The 19,309-nt window shown below is 69.3% G+C and carries 13 protein-coding genes and 1 tRNA gene; 6 read left to right on the forward strand and 8 right to left on the reverse strand.

Annotated features, from left to right (window positions below):
* Window positions 1-9 precede the first annotated feature (9 nt).
* The 3 genes from AB0M48_RS13170 to AB0M48_RS13180 all read right to left on the reverse strand — a co-directional run bounded on the left by AB0M48_RS13170 (window position 10) and on the right by AB0M48_RS13180 (window position 4,313).
* Window positions 10-1,404, reverse strand: coding sequence for a hypothetical protein (locus tag AB0M48_RS13170; protein ID WP_363840182.1), 1,395 nt, complete (start codon window positions 1,402-1,404; stop codon window positions 10-12).
* On the reverse strand, window positions 1,401-3,200 hold the full coding sequence (locus AB0M48_RS13175; RefSeq protein ID WP_363840185.1) for a dynamin family protein: 1,800 nt from the start codon (window positions 3,198-3,200) through the stop codon (window positions 1,401-1,403). The genes AB0M48_RS13170 and AB0M48_RS13175 overlap by 4 nt, the downstream gene beginning before the upstream one ends.
* Window positions 3,201-3,413: 213 nt before the next feature.
* Entirely contained in the window at window positions 3,414-4,313 is a 900-nt protein-coding gene (locus AB0M48_RS13180) for an IniB N-terminal domain-containing protein (RefSeq protein ID WP_363840187.1), read from the reverse strand.
* A 221-nt stretch (window positions 4,314-4,534) separates the two neighbouring features.
* Here AB0M48_RS13180 and AB0M48_RS13185 point away from each other — a divergent pair, with 221 nt between their 5' ends.
* The 3 genes from AB0M48_RS13185 (at window position 4,535) to AB0M48_RS13195 (ending at window position 10,563) form a co-directional block, all read left to right on the forward strand.
* Window positions 4,535-5,758: an Hsp70 family protein gene (locus AB0M48_RS13185; protein ID WP_363840190.1), complete on the forward strand. Its 1,224-nt coding sequence runs from the start codon at window positions 4,535-4,537 to the stop codon at window positions 5,756-5,758.
* 2 nt (window positions 5,759-5,760) lie between these two features.
* Entirely contained in the window at window positions 5,761-8,076 is a 2,316-nt protein-coding gene (locus AB0M48_RS13190) for a LuxR C-terminal-related transcriptional regulator (RefSeq protein ID WP_363840193.1), read from the forward strand.
* A 432-nt stretch (window positions 8,077-8,508) separates the two neighbouring features.
* Window positions 8,509-10,563, forward strand: coding sequence for a diguanylate cyclase (locus tag AB0M48_RS13195; protein ID WP_363840196.1), 2,055 nt, complete (start codon window positions 8,509-8,511; stop codon window positions 10,561-10,563).
* Here AB0M48_RS13195 and AB0M48_RS13200 read toward each other — a convergent pair.
* The 4 genes from AB0M48_RS13200 to AB0M48_RS13215 all read right to left on the reverse strand — a co-directional run bounded on the left by AB0M48_RS13200 (window position 10,538) and on the right by AB0M48_RS13215 (window position 17,078).
* The gene (locus tag AB0M48_RS13200; RefSeq protein ID WP_363840199.1) at window positions 10,538-11,035 is read right to left on the reverse strand and encodes a DUF2165 domain-containing protein; all 498 of its coding nucleotides are present in this window, start codon (window positions 11,033-11,035) and stop codon (window positions 10,538-10,540) included. The genes AB0M48_RS13195 and AB0M48_RS13200 overlap by 26 nt on opposite strands.
* 55 nt (window positions 11,036-11,090) lie before the next feature.
* Window positions 11,091-14,900: a hypothetical protein gene (locus AB0M48_RS13205; RefSeq protein WP_363840202.1), complete on the reverse strand. Its 3,810-nt coding sequence runs from the start codon at window positions 14,898-14,900 to the stop codon at window positions 11,091-11,093.
* A gap of 260 nt (window positions 14,901-15,160) precedes the next feature.
* A complete protein-coding gene (locus AB0M48_RS13210; RefSeq protein ID WP_363840205.1) occupies window positions 15,161-16,060 on the reverse strand; it encodes an LCP family protein in 900 nt (299 codons plus the stop codon).
* A 46-nt stretch (window positions 16,061-16,106) separates the two neighbouring features.
* Complete coding sequence (locus tag AB0M48_RS13215; RefSeq protein WP_363840209.1) at window positions 16,107-17,078, reverse strand: nucleoside hydrolase; 972 nt, start codon at window positions 17,076-17,078, stop codon at window positions 16,107-16,109.
* On the opposite strand from AB0M48_RS13215, the gene AB0M48_RS13220 reads away from it, so the two are divergent.
* Together AB0M48_RS13220 and AB0M48_RS13225 are read left to right on the forward strand one after the other, a co-directional pair.
* Window positions 17,077-17,559, forward strand: coding sequence for a GNAT family N-acetyltransferase (locus tag AB0M48_RS13220; RefSeq protein ID WP_363840212.1), 483 nt, complete (start codon window positions 17,077-17,079; stop codon window positions 17,557-17,559). The two genes, AB0M48_RS13215 and AB0M48_RS13220, sit on opposite strands and share 2 nt — an antisense overlap.
* A 108-nt stretch (window positions 17,560-17,667) precedes the next feature.
* The gene (locus tag AB0M48_RS13225; protein WP_363840215.1) at window positions 17,668-18,150 is read left to right on the forward strand and encodes a hypothetical protein; all 483 of its coding nucleotides are present in this window, start codon (window positions 17,668-17,670) and stop codon (window positions 18,148-18,150) included.
* Window positions 18,151-18,217: 67 nt separating this feature from the next.
* On the opposite strand, the gene AB0M48_RS13230 is transcribed toward AB0M48_RS13225, so the two are convergent.
* Window positions 18,218-18,293 (reverse strand) — tRNA-Arg (locus AB0M48_RS13230).
* Between the two features lie 173 nt (window positions 18,294-18,466).
* On the opposite strand from AB0M48_RS13230, the gene AB0M48_RS13235 reads away from it, so the two are divergent.
* Window positions 18,467-19,303 (forward strand): hypothetical protein, encoded by an 837-nt coding sequence (locus AB0M48_RS13235; protein ID WP_363840218.1) that lies wholly within the window; start codon window positions 18,467-18,469, stop codon window positions 19,301-19,303.
* Window positions 19,304-19,309 lie beyond the last annotated feature (6 nt).

Below are 19,309 nucleotides of genomic sequence, written 5' to 3' on the forward strand. Positions count from 1 at the left end.
CATCGTGCCTCAGCTGAACTGCTGGAGCAGTCCCTCGCACGTGCGGACCACGACTTGGGCGGCCTTGCGATGGGCGTGGGTCGCGTGGACGTCCGCGGCCTGCGCCTGCCACCGGACCAGCGCGTCGAGCAACGCCTCGCGCAGCTCACGGACGTCGGCCTCGTACTCGAAACCCAGCCGTGCCAACGGAGCCACGCCCTCGGCGCCGACGAGCCGCAGCGCCTCGGTCTGCAGTTCGGCGGGCAGCTTCGTGCGACCGGACTGCAGCGCGGCCACGAGCCGCAGCTCGCGGAAGTCGTGCGCGGAGGCGACGACCCGTTCCAGGTCGGCCATCAGCTTGCGCGCGTTGTGCCGCGGCTCCATCCGGAACAGCACGTCGAGCGCCAGCAGCGCCGAGCGCGCCTTGAGGATCTCGCGGCGCTCGACGAAGTGGACCGCGATCGAGTCGCGCAGCTCGCCGAGCCCGCTGCGCTGCACCAGCTGGCCGGTCAGCTTCACCTGCGAGTCGAAGCCCTGCCTGATCAACGCGGTGATCAGCCGGACGCCGAAGATCCCGAACCGCTCCAGCAACGCCTGCCGCACAGCGGGTTCCATCGTCACCGGGAACTGCTCGCCGGCGAACCGGTCCGCCGACAGCAGGTGGTCCTCCAGCTCCTCGCGCCCCAGGGACGACAGCACCCGCAGGGCGGCGAACTCGTCCTCCCGCAACGTCTTCGCGGCCACCGCCAGCAGCCCGGCGACCGAGACCACGTTCTGGCACAACGGTTGCACGGCCGGGTCGCGGCGGTAGCGGCGGGCGATCTGCTTGGCCGACGACAGCGCGTCGATCCGCCCGGCCCCGATCTCGTCGGCACGGGCGAGCACCGCGACCGTGTGCACCGCGGCGGTCCTGGCGATCGGGTGGTCGTTGGCGGACTGCAGGAACTTCAGGTCCTCGTCCTGCACGTGCCGCATCAGGTACAGCAACGCGTCCGCGTCACCGAGCACCTGTTCCGGCGTGGCCTCGGACGGGGTGTCGATCAGCACGACGTCGCGCAGCGTCCGCGCGGGCCAGTCGACGACGATCCGGTCGGAGCGGTCGAACTGGCCCGTCTCGACGTGGTTGCGGCTGCCCCGCCTGCCGATCGAGACCTCGTGCGGCCGGCCGGGGCCGTGGAACACGTGCGCCCGCTGCTCGGTGCCGCCGCGGTACCAGACGAACGAGTTCTGCGGTGTGAACTCGTCGCCGACCAGCGCGTTGACCACAGTGGACTTGCCGATCCGCGACCGGCCGGCCACCGCGATCCGCACGGGTTCGGTGTAGCGCTCGACGTGCGAGCGCAGCCAGGCCGTGGCGCGAGGGCTGTCCCGGTAGACCGCCAGCGCCTCTTGCAGCATCGACCAGACGACGCGGTCCAGTGTCACGCGGTGAGCTCCATCGCGGGACCCCCGAGTGCCTGCACCCGCTTGTAGAGCGTGACGAGCTTGTCCAGCTCCTTGCGGCCTTCCCGCATCCTGCGCTCACGTTCGGTCTGGTCGTCCTGCACCGCGCGCTTGGCACTGCGGGCCGACTCCAGCAACGTCTCCTGCAGCTCTTCGGCGAGCGTGCTGAAGTGGTTGCGCAGCGAGCGCTGGATGTGCCGCCCGGAATCGCGGACGTCCTTGGAGAACTTCATGAAGAAGTCGTCCACGTGCCGTTGCGCGGCGGCCTTCGCGGCTGCCTGACGGCGCTTGAGCCGCTGGTCGCTCTCGTCCAAGATGGACTTCCCGCCGAACAGCGCGCCGGCGCCGAGCGAGATCACGTTGATCAGCGGCATGCCCGCGAGCGAGGTGACCAGGCCGAACATCAGCACGCCGCCGTAGGAGCCGCGCAGACCGGTGAAGAGCTTCTGCGGCATCGAGAACGGCTCGATCTTCGGCTTCTCCAGCTTGCTCGCCGGTTCGAGGAGGTCGTCCGGCAGCACCGAACCCGGGATCAGGTCCTCGCGGTAGACGGGGAAGTTCCTGGCGACCTTCGCCGCCACCCACTCCGCGCGTTCCATCAGCCAGGCGAAGTTCGTGGTGGCGGCCTCGTTGAGGTTGTCCTCCAGCCACTGCTCGAACTTGTCCCAGCCGATCGCGGGGTCGGCCTCGTCGTAGGTCTTGTCGACCTCGCGCAGGATCTTGCGGGTCCTGTCGCGCAGGTCGTACTCGACGTCGGAGATCAGGTCGGCCATCTCGTCGTTGAGCACGTTCTGCCAGCGCGCGGACCGGCGGCGCAGCTCGTCGACGCGCCGCTGGGCCTCCTGCAGCGTCGAGATCGTGGCGACCGTGCGGGACGAGTCGTGAGCCGTGAGCTCCTCGCGCAACGGCGTGACCAGCTGCGTGATCGCCGACGACGCCACGACGGCGACGGCGCGGCGGGCCAGCAGGTCGGCGCTCGCCACGATGTCGCTCTGCACGCACGTCACCAGTTCCGGGAACCCGGACTCGGTGTTGAGGCGCTGGTCGCCGGTCTTCGCGGCGCGCAACCGCAGCGCGGACGAGACGGGGATGAGCTTCGCGCGGATGCCGGCGCGGGCGAGCAGTGCCCGGTTGCGCTCCACGACGTGCCGCCAGCCCGGCACGAGGTCGATCTTGGTGACGACCACCGTGACGTTGGGGCAGGCCTCCATGACCTTCTTGAGCAGCGTCATCTCCGCCGAGGTCAGCTCACCCGTGGCGTCGGAGACCAGCAGCACGGCGTCGGCCTGCATCAGCGTCGCGAACGTGCTGGCGGTGTGCGCGGAGCGGGTGTCGCCGACACCGGGGGTGTCGATCAGGACCAGGCCGCTGTCGAGCAGCGCGCGCGGAATGCCGATCTCGGCCCGCACGACGTGCTGCGCGGCGGCCTGTTTCGTCACCTGGTCGATCGGCACGGCGATGCGCTCGGTCGGGGTGTGGAAGATCGATCCGCCCGCCGAGGCGTTGCGGACCAGAGCCGCGGACGGGGTGTCCGCGTGCTGGACGAAGGTCGGCACAGTCGTCGTGATGTCGTCGCCCACCGCGCACACGGGTGCGTTGAGCAACGCGTTGACGAGCTGGCTCTTGCCTTGTTTGGACTCGCCGACGACGAGAACGCGCAACTTGGGGTCCAGTTGCTGTGCCCGCTTCTCCCGCAGCCGGGCCTCCAGATCGGGCCTCCGGTGCGTGACGCAGGCCCCGATCGTCTCGTCGAGCACGTCGAGCCAGGGCGGTGCCATCACCTGACTCATAGTGCCGTGTTCACCCCCTTGGGTGAAAGCCTGGAAACCGATACCGGTTTAGTTCGCGCGGACGAGGCTGTTCGGAAGGGCGGTGACGTTGCTCACCGCGTGGAACGTGAATCATTTTGAGCTTTTTGTCAGCCAGGGACTGGAGACGACGAACCGGCCCTGTCTGCGAGAGACAGGGCCGGTTCGCGTCGCGAGGGTGGCTCAGCCGAGCAGGCCCAGGTCCAGGTCGCCGACGACCGGGACGTTGTGGGTCACGTCGGTGACGGTGCCGAGCACGTTGCCGACGCCGTGGTCACCGGCAACGCCGGTCGCGCTGGTGGCGACATCGGTCGCCGTGCCGACGAGGCCGGTCGCGGTGCTCGTGACCTGGCCGATCGTGTCGACGGAGTGCGCGCCGACGTCGCCGTTGGCCAGGTCGTCCAGGCCGCTGGTGTTCAGCACGCCCAGGCTGAGGTCGCCGCCGCCGAGCACGCCGAGCGCGTCGTGGCCGAGGCCCGTCACGCCGCCGAGCTGGCCGAGGACGCCGTCGAGGCCCGGAACGGCCGAGGTGACGCCGTCGAGCGGCGCGTCGACCGTGGCGGTGGCGGTGTCCGCCACGTCGAGGACGGTGCCGGTGACCGGGGACGCGGTCTGGTCGAGGACCGACGTCACGTCGGTCACGGCGGAGAAGTCACCGTCGATGCCCAGGCCGACACGGGCGTACTCGCCCAGGCTCTGGTTGGCCGCCGCGAGCTGCAGGCCGTCCTCGCCCACCGCGAGCATGCCGGCGGAGGAGGTCTGCAGGTCGGTGAGGTTCACGCCCGACGAGGTCAGCTGAGACGCGACCGCCTGCAGCTGGCTGATGGCGCCGAGCGGGCCGTCCGCGAGGACGTCACCGGCGGGCAGGGTCAGGTCGACACCGTCGATGGCGGGCAGGCCAGCGGGGGTGGCGGGCAGCAGGTCGAGGACGAGCGGGATGACTTCCTGCACGTCGACGGCGGTGATGTCGGCCAGACCAGCCTGCTCCAGGGTGCCCTGAGCGTCGGCCGCGAAGGCGTCCTTGAGCGACGGGTCGCTGAGCAGGTTGAGCACGAAGTCGTGGAGCGTGCTGGGCTGGATCATCTGAGGGAACTCCTGAATGAAGGCACGAATTCGGTCGGGGTGTGTGGCTGAAAGTTATGAGAGCGGGCCCCTGACCGGCATCGGGGATCACTCCCAGTGAATCCCCGTTCCCCGATGGGGTGACGGTCGTTGACCCCCTAGGGGGTTAGGGGCCTCGCTTGAGCGTCTCTTGTTCACCCGTGTAGGTACTGGTCGCTGCTGCGAACAGGTGAGGAAGAGACTTGGCGTACGTACTCGGAGTGGATGTCGGGACCACCCGGACGACGGCTGCCGTGTGCCGCCTCGACGGTGCCCGGGATGCCGAGATCGCCCTCGTGGTGCCGTCGTCGCTGCAGCTCACGGAAGCAGGAACGTTCACGGTCGGCGAGCGCGGCGTGGCCGGGTGGACCGCCTCCGGCTTCGCACGCCGGGTCGGTGACGCGGTGCCGTTCGCGATGGGCCCGGAGCTGTGCCCGGCCGAGGAGCTCACCGCGTTGCTGATCATGTGGGTCGTCGGCGAGGTCGTCGCCCGAGAGGGTGAACAGCCCCGTCACCTGGCGGTGAGTCACCCGGCCGGGTGGGGTCCCTATCGCCGGGGGCAGCTCCACGCGGCCCTGCGGGCGGTCGGACTGCCCGACGCGACGCTCGTGCCGGAGCCGCTCGCGGCCGCCGAGAACCACGCCGTGCGTTCCCGCGTGGTGCTCGACGCGTCGTTGGCGGTCTTTTCGCTGGGCAGCCACGCTTTTTCCGCGTCGGTGGTCCGGCGTGCGCAGAACCGGACGTTCGAACTGGTCAACCACGTCGACGGCGTCGACCACCACACCGGCGCCGACTTCGACGACCTGCTCTTCGGGCTGGTGCGCGGCCGGCTCGGCAAGGACGGCCACGTGTCGTCCGCCGAGTGCGAGGCGGCGAAGCGGGCGTTCGGCCCCTCCGCACCGTCGGTCGTGGTGAGCGGCGTGGAGATCGCGCGCGACGAGTTCGTGGATGAGATCCGGCCGTCCGTCGACCACCTGGTCAGCACCTTCGTGCGCGCCGTGGGGACCGTGCAGCCCGACGCGGTGCTGCTCGTCGGCGGCGCCTGCCGGATGCCCGTGATCGGCGACGCGCTGTCGTCCGCGGTCGACTGCCGCGTGCTGGCCGAGGCCCGCCCCGAGCACTCGGTCGCCAAGGGCCTCGCGGTCGCCGCACGGCTGGTCCTGATGGGCCCCGAGGTCGAGCCGGAACCGCTCGACACGTCGGTCCTCGTGCACACCCGCGAAGCCGCCATGCGCTTCCCCGTCGGCGAGGTCCCGAGCCTCGACGACGAGTTCGCCCCGCCACCGCCCCGCCCGCCGGTGGACGTGTCCCCGCTGGAACTGCCGCCGAGGCGGGTGAAGCGCGTCGCGCGCGTGCTGAAGCCCGCCGGTCGCCGCGCCGGTTCCAGCAGCTCCCGATCCCGAGACGATGATGAGGACGGCCGTTGAGCGTGACCACGCGAGCCAGGTTGGTGCTGGACGCCCCGGTGCGGGGTGTCCTCGACCGGATCAACGAAGCCGCCGCCGGCACCCGCCTGCGCGTTGTCGTTGCGGCGCCTGGTGGTTACGGCAAGACAGCGCTGCTTTCGGAGATCACCAACTCCGCTGTGCGTGTGGTGGACGACGCGCACCTGCTGGACGACGCCTCCCTGCGCTCGCTTGCCGCGGAACCTCTTCTGGTGCTTGCCCACCGGCCCTGGCCACGCCGTGCGGCGCTGGCCGAACTGAGCCGCGCCGCCGTTGTGGTGCCGCTGGCGCCGCTGTCCCGTGAGGGTGTCCGCGAACTGCTCGGCGCCGCCAAGCCGGTCGCCGACTTCGTGTTCGCGCAAACCGGTGGCGTGCCGCTGTTCGTCGAACGCCTCGGAGCTGTGTCCGAGGTTTCCGCTGACGCGCTCGGCGCGTTCCGCGCGGATCTCGACTGGCTGGACGCGGACCTGCAGAAGTTCCTGCTGGCCGCCGAGGCGGGTGCCGCCCAGCGGCTGGACCTGCTGTCCGCGTTGCTGGACAAGGACTTCGACGAAGTCAGCGACATCATCGAGGCCGCGCGGGCGACGGGCATGCTCGCCGAGGACGGCACCCTGCTGCCGTTGGCGCTGCGGGCCGTCGGTGCGCTGACCCGCGCCGAACGCCGGATCGCGGTGCGGCAGAAACTGGCGCAGCTGCAGCTCGACCGAGGTGGGCCGGTGCTGGACCTGGTCCGGCCTCTGCTCGACACCGGGATCGGCGGACCCGTGTTCGTCGCGGCTGCCCGTGAGGCCCTGGCCGCCGACCCCGCACTCGCCGCCCGGTTGTTCAAGGCCTCGACCGGCGGAGGCACGCCTTCCGCGGAAACCGCTGCCTCCTGGGCCACCGCTTCGGCCATGGCCGGGGACCTGGACGGCGCTCTGCGCCTTGCCGACCAGGTCATCAGCGTCGCCGACTCGCCGCACCGGCGGACCGCCGCCGAGGTGGCGGCCGTCGCGCTGGCCCACCGCGGACAGCTGGCGCGCAGCACCGAGTTGTTCCGGTGGGCTGCCACTCCCTACGCGGCTGCCTTCGCCGGGATCGGGCTGATCGGCACCGGGCATCTGTTCGAGGAGACGCCTCCGCAGCCTCCCACGATGCTGGGTGGAGCGGCTTCGTTGATGTTGCAAGGGGTTCGGCAGTCGGTGGCCGGCGGCGAGACCGCGGCACTGTCCACTTTGGTACGTGCTTCGTCGATGCTCGAACCTGCCGGTGGAGCGGTGTTGCTGCCGGACAGCCCGGCTGCTCTGGCCGCCCTGGTCGCTGTGCACTGCGGTGAGCCGAACGTCGCCGAGTCGGTGCTGGACCGGGCCGTCGAGACCGGTACCGGCGGGGTGCTGATGTCCGTCCGGCACCGGTTGTTGCAGGCTTGGCTGCAGATGTTGCGCGGGAACCTGGCCGTGGCCCGCGAGACGCTGATGTCCGTTCGAGGGGCTTTCGAGCCCCGTGACTGGATCTTCGCGGTGGCCCTCGAGGTCGGGGTGGCCCGGCGGAACTCCGATCTCGCGACGTTGCGGCGGACCTGGGAGCAGGCCTGCGAGGCCGTTCTCCGGCATCCTGTGGATCTGTTCAGCCTGTTGCCGTTGGGGGAGTTCGCCGCTGCTGCTGCCCGGTTGAGGGACAAGGAGCGGTTGGCTCCGCACCTGGCCCAGGCCGCTGCGTTGTTGCGGTCGTTGGGGAATCCGCCGCTGTGGGCCACGCAGCTGCACTGGAGTCTGCTGCACGCGGCGATCATCGACGAGAACACCGCGGCTGCTGAGGAGCATGCCGCGGCGCTGGCGGTTCATCGGGAGCGGAGCCGGTACTGCGCGATCTTGTCCGCCGCGGCTGAGTGCTGGCTGGACGTCGTCGCTGGAGATGTCGACGCGGACCGGGTCGAGGAGTCTGCTCGCAGTCTGCACGCGGTCGGGTTGTGGTGGGACGCTTCCCGGCTCGCCGGGCAGGCTGCGATCCGGACCTCTGATCGGCAGGCGATGGTTCGGCTGCTGGACTGTGCCCGGTTGTTGCAGGGGAGGCCGGTTTCCGCTCGGCGTGCTGCTGAGGCTGATGTCGTGGCCGTGGCCGAGGATGCCGGGAAGTTGAGCGATCGGGAGCGGGAGGTGGCTCAGCTGGTGGTGGAGGGGATGACCTATCGGCAGGTGGGGGATCGGTTGTTCATCTCCGCCAAGACTGTTGAGCACCACATGGCTCGGATGAGGCAGCGGTTGGGGTCCACGTCTCGGTCCGATCTGCTGGCCCAGTTGCGGCACATCGTCGGGGGTTGAGGGTCCGGGCTTCCTGGGGCTCCGCCCCGGACCTCGCGTGATCCTGGGGCTCCGCCCCAGACCCCGCCAATCTGATCCAAAGCCGGGGTCCGCGCCGTGCGCGGGTAGATGGCACGCCTGTTGCTCTGGGCGGAGGCGCGTTGCTTAGTTTGGTTGCGGTGGTGGGGTGGCTTCGCTGCGATCAGGTGCTTGCCGTGAGTGTGCTGGCGTTTGCCTGGCCGTTCGCCCTTGCCAAAGCTCCGTTGGCCGTGCGTCAGTCGATGTGACGTCGAGGGTTGGGGCGGTTCGTGAGAAAATTGGTCCGATCGAGCTAGTAATTGTTGTAACGCGCAGAGATCGTTATTACCCCGTTGGAGGGAACGTCTTCGCGCGTTTCGACGGTGTGGGTTGCTGGCGGTAGGCTTCCGCACCGTTGCTCGCCGAGCAGGTCAGGTGGAACGGTTGCCGAGCCAGGACGACGCGAGACCGTCACGTCAGGTGGGACGTGACGAACTGGCGCGCGACTGGGCGATGAAGATCAGTCGCACCTCGTACATACCGCTTTCCGCGGAGAAGCTGACCGAAGAGTTGCGTGAGCTGCTCAACGTGGTGGCTGAGGCGGTTGCCGACGAACCTGGCGTGGCCTCGTGGGTCGGTACCCGGCTGGTCGAGATGCACTGCGTCGGCGCCGAGAGCTTGCTGGAGTCGGTCGAGATCCTCGCGCGGTTCGTCGTGCAGGAGGGGGCGGACGCCCAGCAGGCCGCATTGGTGATCGGTGCCGTGTCTGCCGCTTACACGGCGGCGATTCAGTCTTTTGTGCTGGAGCAGCAGGAAAGTGTCAGTCAGGCGTTATTGCGGGCGAATCGGGCTGTGCAGCTTGATTTGCAGGCCAGCGAGGAGCGGTTCGAGGACATTTTCGCGCACTCGTCCACCGGCATTGCGATTGTCGGTCTCGACGGGGAGTTGCTGCGGGCCAACGAGGCGTTGTGCACCATCCTCCGGCGTGACGACGTTGCCGGGATGACGCTCACGGATTTGATCGCTCCCATCGACTTACCGCTCGTCAACGACGCGCTGGCCGGTCTGCGGTACGGGCGGATGCGGCGGGTCGAGGAACGACCCCGGCTCATCGATCGCGATGGCGAGCACTTCCGGGTGTTGCTCGCGGCGACCCTGCAGAAGGACGCCGAGGACAACCCCCGGCACTACGTGGTGATGATCGACGACGACAGCCAGCTGACGTTGCTCGGCGGGCGGTTGCAGTACCAGTCGTTGCACGACGCGCTGACCGGGCTGCCGAACCGGCAGTACCTCACCACCCGGCTGGAATCGTTGCTGCACAGCGACATCGAGCACGGGGTGACGCTCTACCACCTCGATCTCGACGCCTTCGCGGTGATCACGGACGGGCTCGGGCGCGAGGTCGGGGACAAGGTGCTGAGGCTCGTCGCCGAGCGGCTCAGTTCCGTGTTCTCCGCTGAGAAGGCGATGGTCGCTCGCCTCGAGGGTGACGAGTTCGCCGTGCTGGTGGAGAACGGGGTCGACACGCCGGACGTCGACACGACGATCCGGACGATCGAGCACGAGCTCGCCGAGCCCGTCTACTTCGGTGAGCACGGGGTCGCGGTGTCGGCGTCGATCGGGGTGTTGCCCCGGTTGCACCCTGGAGATCATCCCGCCGAGGTGCTGCGGGCCTCGGACATGACGTTGCGGCGGGCCAAGCGCAGTGGGCGGCGGCAGTGGGGGCTGCACGACGCGACGCAGGACAAGCGGGAGCAGGAGGACCTCGCGCTTGCCGCCGTGATGCCAGGGGCCTGGGAGAGCGGCGAGATCGAGGTCGTGTTCAACCCCGTCATGAAGCTCGACGGGTCGGCGCGGGTGTGCGTCGAGGCCGAGCTGAACTGGCGGCATCGCGACGTCGGGCTGATCCAGCACGAGAAGTGCGTGTCGATGGCCGAGCACACCGGGCTGATGCCGCCGCTCGGCGAGTGGATGTTGCGGACGGCCGCCGAGACCGCCTGCCGGTACGACGAGATGCTCGCGGTCTGCCTGACCGAGAGCCTGGCGAACAACCCGGACCTCGTTCGGGACGTGCGGCGTGTGCTCGCGGACACCGGGTTGCAGGCCGGGCGGTTGTTGCTGGGCTTCCCCGTGCACGTGCTCGCGTCCCAGGACAGCGAGGCCGCCGACAACCTGGATCTGTTGGCGGACATGGGCATCCACATCGGGGCGCGCGACTTCCAGGGTTCCACCGCCGAGATCGAGCTCGTGCGCTCGCTCGGGGTGGCGGCCGTGCGGGTGAAGGGGCGTTGCCAGAAGCCGGACGACTTGGTGTCGCACGTGCTCAGCGACCTCATCGGGTTCGTGCACGAGGCCGGTGGGCTCGTGGTGGTCGACTCGATCGAGGACGCCGAGCAGCGCGACTGGTGGGACGAACTCGGCGCCGACGCGGGTGTCGGGCCGGTGTTCTGCGTGAAGCCGACTACTGCGTGGCCCGACGCGGGTTGAGGTGCACGAGGATCAGCGCGAAGCCCGCGATGGTCACCATGCGCAGAGCCGCGCCGATGCCGTTCCAGTCCTTCGACTGCCACATCGCGAACCACTCGCCGCCGATGGTGATGAAGCCGCCGAGGAACAGCGCCACGATCATCAGCAGTCCGGCGGACGCGAACTTGCGCGCGCTGTCCTCCTTGTCGCGGAGGTAGGCGATGGTGCCGGCGGTCAGCAGGACCGCGGAGATCGCCTCCCACAGGATGATCGCGACGTAGACGATCGTCACGACGGCCGGGCTCGTGATGGCCCGCCACTTCAGCCCCTCGCCGAACGTGGTGTCCATCGCCAGGACGTGCTGCACGAACGCCTCGTTCGTGCCGTAGTCCGTGACGTTGCCGAGCACCACCAGAATCATGTTGAGAGCGATGAACCCGACGGTCACCGCGACGATCGCGCGCAAGCTGCCGACCCGAGCAAGAAGACGCATGAGGCGGACAGTAACCGATGCGGTGCCGGCTGTGAGAGCAGTTGCGCGATGAGGGTCAGCAGGGATCCCGGAAGTCCATCTGAGACAGACGTTCCTGCCACAGCGCGGGCGTCAGCACACCCCTGGTGGCCGTGCAGATCCGCTTGATCTCGTGCTCCACGTCGAGGTCCCACAGCCGGACGATGCCGTCCGCGTTGCCGGTGGCGAGCACGTCGCCCTGCGGCGCGAACTGGGCCAGCGGTTCCGCCGCCCAGTCGCCCGCGATCTGCCGGCCCAGGTAGTACGGCTTGGCCGGGTCCTCGACGTTCCACAGCCGGAACGTCCTGTCGGCGCTGCTGCTCACCAGCGTCCTGCCGTCCGCGCTGACCGAGATCGCGCTGATCGTGCCGGTGTGCCCAGACAACTCGCTGATCCGCACGGGGTGCTCGCGGTCGCGCACGTCGTAGAGCCGGATCACCTTGTCCTGCCCCGAGGTGATGAGCGTGTGCCCGTCCGCGGTGAAGATCGCCTGTCCCACGACCTGCGGCGCCTTGATCGGCTCTCCCAGCTGCCGCGGCCGCGCCGGATCGCTGACGTCCCAGAGCCGCACCGTCTTGTCGCTGCTCGCCGTGGCGACCGTGCGGCCGTCCGGGCTGAACTCCGCGTCGTTGACGTAGGCGTCGTGCCCTGTCAGCGGGACACCGAGTGGCACGGGCCGCGCCGGGTCTCGCACGTCCCACAACCGCACCGACTCGTCGGTGTTGCTGGTCAGCAGCACCTGGCCGTCCGGGCGGAACACCGCCCACGCCGAGAACCGGTTCGACAGGACGAGCGGTTCGCCCAGCTGTTTCGGATGCTCCGGATCGCTCACGTCCCACAGCCGCACGGTCTTGTCGCCGGCCGCGGTGGCCAGCACCTTGCCGTCCTGGCGGAACCGCGGCCTGCTGACCGAACGTTCGTGCCCCAGCAGTGGTTGCCCGATCTGCTTGGGGTGCTGCGGGTCCGAGACGTTCCACAACCGCACGGTCTTGTCGCCGGAGCCGGTCGCGACGATCTTGCCGTCCGGGCTGAACGAGGGTGTCGTCACCTGGGAGGAATGGCCGATGAGCATCGCCTGCGGCAACGACCACAGGTTCACCGCGTTCTCCAGCGACCCGGTCGCGAGCGAGTCGCCGTCCGGGCTGAAACCGACCGCGAAGAGGCCGGCTCCGCGTGCGGCGAGCGGCCGGCCGAGCGGGGTCGGTGAGGCCGGGTCGGTGAGACTCCACAGCCGTGCGGTGGCATCGGACGCGCCGGAGGCGAGCGTGCGGCCGTCCGGGCTGAACTTCACCGACCACACCGGTCCGGTGTGGCCGACGAGCGGCTGCCCCACCGGTTCCTGCGTGGCCGGGTCCCACAGCCGCACCATCTTGTCGTCGGCGCCGCTCGCGAGCAGCTTGCCGTCCTGGCTGAACGCCACGCTGTGAATGCCGAGCGTGTGGCCCGTCATCGGCTTGCCGACAGTCCTTCTCGTGGCGACGTCCCACAGCCGGATCGTCTGGTCGTCGCCCGTGGTGGCCAGGGTCCTGCCGTCCGGGCTGAACGCGAGCGAGCGGACCGAGGCGGTGTGCTCGCGCAGCGGCTCGCCGGACGGCTGGGGGTTCGCCGGATCGCGGACGTCCCACAGCCTCGCCGAGCGGTCCTCGTTCGCCGCGGCGAGCAACGTGCCGTCCGGGCTGAACTCCAGCAGGTACGAGGGGCCGTTGCCGGTCTCGATCGTCTTCAACGCCCTGGGGGAACTCGGGTTCGCCACGTCCCAGAGCCGGATCGTCGCGTCCTGGCCGGTGGTCGCGAGCACCTTGCCGTCCGGGGAGAACACCGCCGAGCTCAGCCAGTTCCTGTGCTCGGCGATCACCGCGAGCTCCTTGGGGCGGCTGCGGTCACGGACGTCCCACAGGCGTGCGGTGCGGTCGTAGCTGGCGGTGGCGAGCAGGGAGCCGTCCGGGCTGAACGTCGTCAGGTAGACCGCGCCGGTGTGCCCGACGAGCGGCACGGCCAGCGGGACCTGCTGGATGGCGAGCAGCTTCGCGACCACGCCCTGGTCGGCCGGGCGCATGCGGTGCGCGACCATCAGGAACTGCGCCGACAGCGACGGATCACTCGCGGTCAGCCGGTCGGCCTCGGCGACGACCTGGCGGAACTGGGCGTCGTTGCGCTGGTTCACCGCTATCACGGCCGCACCCGCCGCGATCAGTGCGAACACCGCCACCAGCGCGACCGCAGACCTGCGCAGCCAGACGTTCTTGCGGTGCTGCCGTTCGGACGTGCGCACGAACTCCTTGGCGATCGTGGTGACGTCCCGCTGCTGCCGCACTCCCTCCAGCCGTGCGCCGCGATAGAGCAGTGACGAGTCGCGGTCGTGCGCGGACCACGTCGCCGCGTCCTCCTCCAGCCGCTGCCGGGTGAGGTTGCCCGCCCGGTCCTCGTCGATCCAGCTGCGCAACCGGGGCCAGGCCTGGAGCAACGCCTCGTGCGTGATCTCGACCGAGCCCGCGTCCGCGGTGACGAGGCGGGCGTGCGTGAGGACTTCCAGCGCGCGTTCCGTGGCGGGGAGGTTCGTGCTGGCTTCGAGCAGGCTGTGACGGCTGGAGCGGCGGCGGGTGTCCTGCGTGTCGTCGCCGACCCTGACCAGGCGCAGGAGCAGCTGCTTCGCGGCGGCCCTGGCCGGTTCGTCGAGATCCGACCAGGCTCGTTCGGCGGTGGCGGCGACGGCACCCTGGATGCCGCCGGCCGCCCGGTAGCCGGCGATCGTGAGGCGCCCCGCCTGCCTGCGTTGCCACGTCACCAGCAGTGCGTGGCTGAGCAGGGGGAGCGCGCCGGCGTCGTACGCGTCCTTGCCGCGGCGGTTGTGCGTGCCCAGGTCGCGCAGCACGAGGTCGACCAGACCGGCCTCCAGCTGCAGGCCGGCGGCCTTGGCCGGGCTCGTCACGGCGTCGCGCACCTCGGCCGCGGACATCGCGCCGAGCACCATCTGCCTGCTCTGCAGGGCCTCGGCGAGCTCGGGGAAGTCGAGGCAGCGGGCGTAGAAGTCGGCCCGCACGCCGAGCACTACCGCGCTCTTCTCCGCCGCCGCGTGCAGGGCCTGCACGAAGATCCGCAACCGGTTCTCGTCGCCGCCGAGGGTGAACGCCTCCTCGAACTGGTCGACGATCACCACCCGGTCGCCGATCGCGAGCTGCACCTCGTGCGTGAGGTCGACGTGCCCGTCCGCGGCGACCGCCGACTCCAGCGCGGGGATCAGCTCCGGCACCTGGAGCCCGAACTCCTTCAGCGGATCGGTGCCCGGCGAGATGACGATGGTCTCTTTGTCCAGCCGCGGCAGCACGCCCGCTTTCATCAAACTGGACTTGCCGGCGCCGGACGCGCCCACGAGCATTGTGATGCCGTTCTCGTTCAGCCGGTCGAGAAGTGCGTTGGTCGCCATTTCCCGGCCGAAGAACCAATTCGCGTCCTGCGGCCCGAATGCGCTCAGACCCATGTACGGGCAGACGGAGTCGTCTCCCTGAGGGGGTGCGTCGGTTTCGGTGACGGGGCTCGCGAGCGCCTCTTCCCACAGAGCGCGCCACGCGTCGAGTTCGTACAGGCCGTCGATCGCGGGCTGGGGCTTGCGCTTGCGGGCCTCGCCGACGAGGACCTCGAGGACGGCGCTCAGCCCGCTGAACCTGGCGGGGACGTTGCGCCCTCGCCGCCAGTCGCTGACCCGCTGGGCGGGCACTCGCAGCGGCCTGCCCTGCTCGTCCGATCGGCGGGCGCGGGTGACCGATTCCGTGACCCTCTTCAGGGGAGGGTCGCCTGCCTCCGCGTAGAGCAGCGCGAAGCGCTCCGCGAAGACGCCACGGGGTCCCAACCGGCCTCCTCCTCGTCCGGACCGGAAAACGAGGACCGCCCGTCTGAGCTGCGGCGCACGCACCGCACAGGCAGTCAGAGACCCACCATAACGAGGTGGTCTGACAACCTCGACCCCACGTCCTTCACGAGCAGGGGAGAGCGCCATCGTGAGAGTGACCGACTGGGGCAGAGCGACCACGGCTGAGGAGCACTGGGGGTCTCCTCAGCCGTGGCCAGCGGGTCCGCTTCCCGGTGAGTGGCAGGGAGCGGTCTGCTAGGTCAGGCGGCCTGCCAGAGCGCGTCCGCCTCCGGTTGCTTCGGCTGGACCCGGTTCGGATCGGGGAGATAGGTCTCGGTCGGGAGCGTCACGTACGTGATGGCGTCCGGTTTCAACGCGGTGAGTTTGCCCGCGAGATCGGCCAGTTTCGGAATCGAGCCGATTCCGGTGTCCGTCACGACGGACTTCGTGAGGATGTCGGCGAGTTCGAGCGTTTTCGCCGGACTGGCGAGCCAGTTCTCGTTGGCCAGTTTTTCGCTCAGCGCCCGCATGAACAGCTGCTGGTTCTTGATGCGGTTCAGGTCGCTGCCGTCACCGATGCTGTAGCGGGTGCGCACAAATGCGAGTGCCTGAGTTCCGTCGAGCTTCGTGGGCCCGGCCGGCACGTGCAGCCCGCTCTTCTCGTCGTCGATCGCCTCGGGCATCGTGACGTCGATGCCGCCGAGCCGGTCCACGACGTCGCGGAACCCGTTGAAGTCGATCTGCACGAAGTGGTCGATCCGGATGCCGCTCATCTGCTCGACCGTCGCCACGGTGCACGCGCCGCCGCCGGTGGAGAAGGCGCTGTTGAACATGGCGATCGCGGCCGGCGGGCTGTCCCCGCAACGCGGCCTCGGCACCATCGTGTCGCGTGGGATGCTGATCACGCGGGCCTGGTCGCCCTTCGCGTTCAGCTGGACGACCATGGCGGTGTCGGACCGGTCGTCGTCCTTGCCGACGAGCAGGATGTTGAGGGGCCGGCCAGGCGTCGACGGAGGCCTGGGATGAGTGATCTCCTTGGCGAGATCGACGGTCTTGAGATTGCTCTCGAGCCGCCAGTAGGAGCCCCCGGCCACGACGCCCGTCGCGATGACCACGGCGGCCCCCGAGACCGCGAGCCATCGTTTCAAGTGGACGTTCATGCTTCTCACGGTCCCCGTCGTTCGTCCAGGTCCCGTCGGTGGTTCGTCATGGTTGTGTCACAGCGTGCCTCAGTTGGCCGAGGAACCGGGCGTTGTCCGCCGTGACGGCGTACTTGGCCCTCGTGCGTTCGGTGGCGACGTCACGTCCGAACGGGCTGCCCTCAGCCAGGACCCGCTGGTCGGCGACGATCTTGCCGCGCGTGTACCGGCCGGTGAGCTCGATCGCGAACCGGTCCTCGTGATAGGTCGCGAGGTCGGGGTCACACAGGATCGCCGCCGCGAGCGGGTCGTGCGGGACGAAGCCCTTCTTGCCGAGGAAGCTGCCGTAGAAGTCGGCGTAGAAGCCGAGGATCCGCCTGGGGAAGCAGTCGAGGGGCAGCGCGTCGAGCCACTCCTGCGGCGCGTGTCCCTCCATGGTGACGTCGAGCCCGACGATCGTGAGGTCCTCGAAGCCGGCGGCGAGGACGAGGTCGGCCGCTTCCGGGTCGTGCCAGAAGTTGGCCTCGGCCTGGGAGGTGATGTTGCCGGGCACGTTGAGCGCGCCACCCATGACGACGACCTTGCCGAGCAACCGCGGCAGGCGCGGCTCGATCTGCAGGGCGAGAGCGACGTTCGTGAGCGGTCCGATCGCGAGGAGGCTCAATTCCCCTGGGTTCTCCCGTGCCAAGTTCGCCAGCTGCTCGGCAGCGCTTTCTCCGGTGGGAGATGCCGTGGGCTCGTCTCCCGCGTGCCCGCCGAGGCCGTCCGGGCCGTGCACGTCCTCCGCGGTCATGAGGGGCTGCGCCAGCGGTTTCGCCGCACCCATGGCCACCGGAACGTCGAGCCCGAGCCGTTCGGTGAGCCTCAACGCGTTGGACGTGGCCTGCTGGACCGGCACGTTGCCGTGGACCGTGCCGATGGCGACTATTTCGATTTCCGGCCGCGCCCGCAGGTAGTACAAAGCGAGGGCGTCATCGATGCCGGGGTCCGCGTCGACGATGATCCGCATGCGTTCGATCATGCCAGTGGGGGAAGCCATGACGGTCCGTCTCGCAGTCACCTCCGACGCTCCAGCCGTAGCGTCGGTGCACGTCCAGACCTGGCAGGCCGCTTACCGAGGCCTGGTGCCGGATCCCGTGCTGGACGACCTCTCCGTCGAGGAGCGTTCGTCGATGTGGGAGCGGGCCATCCCGCGCGGCGGGGTCTGGGTCGGCCTCGCCGACGACGCCGTGGCCGGTTTCTGCGCCGTCGGCCCGTCCAGCGAGCCCGACGCCGCGTTCCAGCTGTACGCGCTCTACGTGCTGCCCTCGGCGTGGGGCACCCCGCTGGGGTACGAGCTGGCACGTGCGGCGCTCGGCGCGGAGCAGGACGTGGTGCTGTGGGTGTTCGACGACAACCCGCGGGCGCGGCGGTTCTACGAACGCCTCGGGTTCCGCGCCGATGGCACGGCCAAGACCGAGAGCATCGGCGGGGTCGAGCTGAAGGAGATCCGCTACCGGCTCACGGGCGTCGCAGCCTGATCTCGATCAGCACGCCTGGGCTGTCTTGTCCATACAGGACTCGGTTATGTGGGTGTACCCCGTGACATCCTTGCCTGACCAGCCCGAAGCCAGAGCAGGGGAGCCATCGTGGTGTTCCGACCTGTGTTCCGCCGCAACCTGGAGTCGCACGAGGCCTCGATAGCCCGCGAGGTGTTCGGCGACGCCCTGGACATCAGCGCACTGAGCCTCGCCGAAGGCGGCCTCCTGGGCAGCTTCGGCGTGGCCCGCACCCTCCCGCGCCTCGTCACCTTCCCCAAGGGCGTCCTGACCAGACCGCAACACCAGGCCCGTTACGAGCGCTGGCTGGTCCACGAACTGACGCACGCCTACCAGTACCAGCACGGCCGCAGCGTCCTGAGCCTCCTGCCGACCGCGATCGCCGGGTTCTTCGCGAAGGGCCTCTACGACTACGGCGGCCCGGAGGGCCTGGTCGGGAAGACCTTCGCCGACTTCAACACCGAACAGCAGGCCAACATCGTGGCCGACTACTACTACCTCAGCAGGTACGAACCGTCGCGTGACCTGTCGGCCTACGAGCCGTACATCAGTCACGTCCGCGCCGGCAGGTGACTGCTCGAAAAGATCAGGGCCCGACAGCGTTTCAGCATGTCAGACCCTGATTTCACCCGGCGAAAGGTGGTGCCCCAGGCAGGATTCGAACCTGCGACACACGGTTTAGGAAACCGATGCTCTATCCCCTGAGCTACTAGGGCTGGCGACAGCAGTCTACCGGGGTGGCGCCAGCGAGTTGACCAGCGCCCCCGGCTACCGCCGACAGGCAGGTCGCTCACGCACCGTGAGGGCTGCCCAACCGAAGCTGCGGCCGTTGGAGGGAAGTGAGGCAGGCCACCTTCTGCCGGGCACAAACGTCAGGTAGGGAGAGGGCGTGAGCAGACCCTGGCCCGACTTCCGTCCTGGCCCGCTTGGCTCCCTCAAGGCCTGGTGGCGCAGGAGGGTGCCCAAGCGCGTCGACGACATCACCTTCGTGCCGCCGGCGAGCAGTCATCAGCAGGAGTTCGAGACGCCGTTGGCCAGTGCGGTCTACGGGCTGGACTTCCACTTCAAGTTCACCGTGGTGTGGCGGCTTGATCTGGCCACCGGGTTGCGGCACAACTCGCCGCGCAGTGCGGCCATTCATCACGTTCTGCAGCGGGCCAAGGAGATCAGTTCCAAGGCGATGCTGGTGCATCACGCCGCCCTGCAGGTGCAGTTGGGGGATGAGCTCGCCACCGAACGGCAGGTGCCCGGGACGCATGTCTGGGCGCGGGCCGAGCAGGTGAAGATCACGGTCGGGGACGAGGACCTGGAGATGGCCCGGAAGCACATCGAGCTGTTGCGGAACTCCACGTTCAAGCTGGCCGAGCGGGATGTCGAGCGGGCCGAGATCCGGTACCTGCGTGACGAGGTGCTGACGGACGTCGGTACGGCGACGATCTGGTGGTTGCAGCGCAACGGGTATCAGGTCGAGGAGGCGGTCAAGCTGGCTGATCACCTCGCCGAACTCGTGAAGCTCGCGCAGCGGGAGCCGGCTGCGAACTGGGCGGAGTCGTTGGTCAGCAGTGTGGAGCGGGCGATGCCTGAGCTCGAGGACGCTCATCGGCGGGACTTGAGGCTGCACCTGGTCAAGGCCCTCAGTGTCTACGGTGGGGCTCGGGTGGCTGCGGAGTTCGCTGACCAGGTCGGGTTGCCCGCGGGGGAACTACGCAACAACGGGCACGTCTAGGGTGAC

Source organism: Lentzea sp. NPDC051208 (genome assembly GCF_040682435.1).
GTDB classification, from domain to species: Bacteria; Actinomycetota; Actinomycetes; order Mycobacteriales; family Pseudonocardiaceae; genus Lentzea; species Lentzea kristufekii.

Bases quoted from the DNA above. Each gene is read 5' to 3' on its own strand.
- AB0M48_RS13175 (WP_363840185.1), bottom strand. From the start codon at position 3,200: ATGGCACCGCCCTGGCTCGACGTGCTCGACGAGACGATCGGGGCCTGC.
- AB0M48_RS13180 (WP_363840187.1), bottom strand. From the start codon at position 4,313: ATGATCCAGCCCAGCACGCTCCACGACTTCGTGCTCAACCTGCTCAGC.
- AB0M48_RS13200 (WP_363840199.1), bottom strand. From the start codon at position 11,035: ATGCGTCTTCTTGCTCGGGTCGGCAGCTTGCGCGCGATCGTCGCGGTG.
- AB0M48_RS13210 (WP_363840205.1), bottom strand. From the start codon at position 16,060: ATGAACGTCCACTTGAAACGATGGCTCGCGGTCTCGGGGGCCGCCGTG.
- AB0M48_RS13220 (WP_363840212.1), top strand. From the start codon at position 17,077: ATGACGGTCCGTCTCGCAGTCACCTCCGACGCTCCAGCCGTAGCGTCG.
- AB0M48_RS13215 (WP_363840209.1), bottom strand. From the start codon at position 17,078: ATGGCTTCCCCCACTGGCATGATCGAACGCATGCGGATCATCGTCGAC.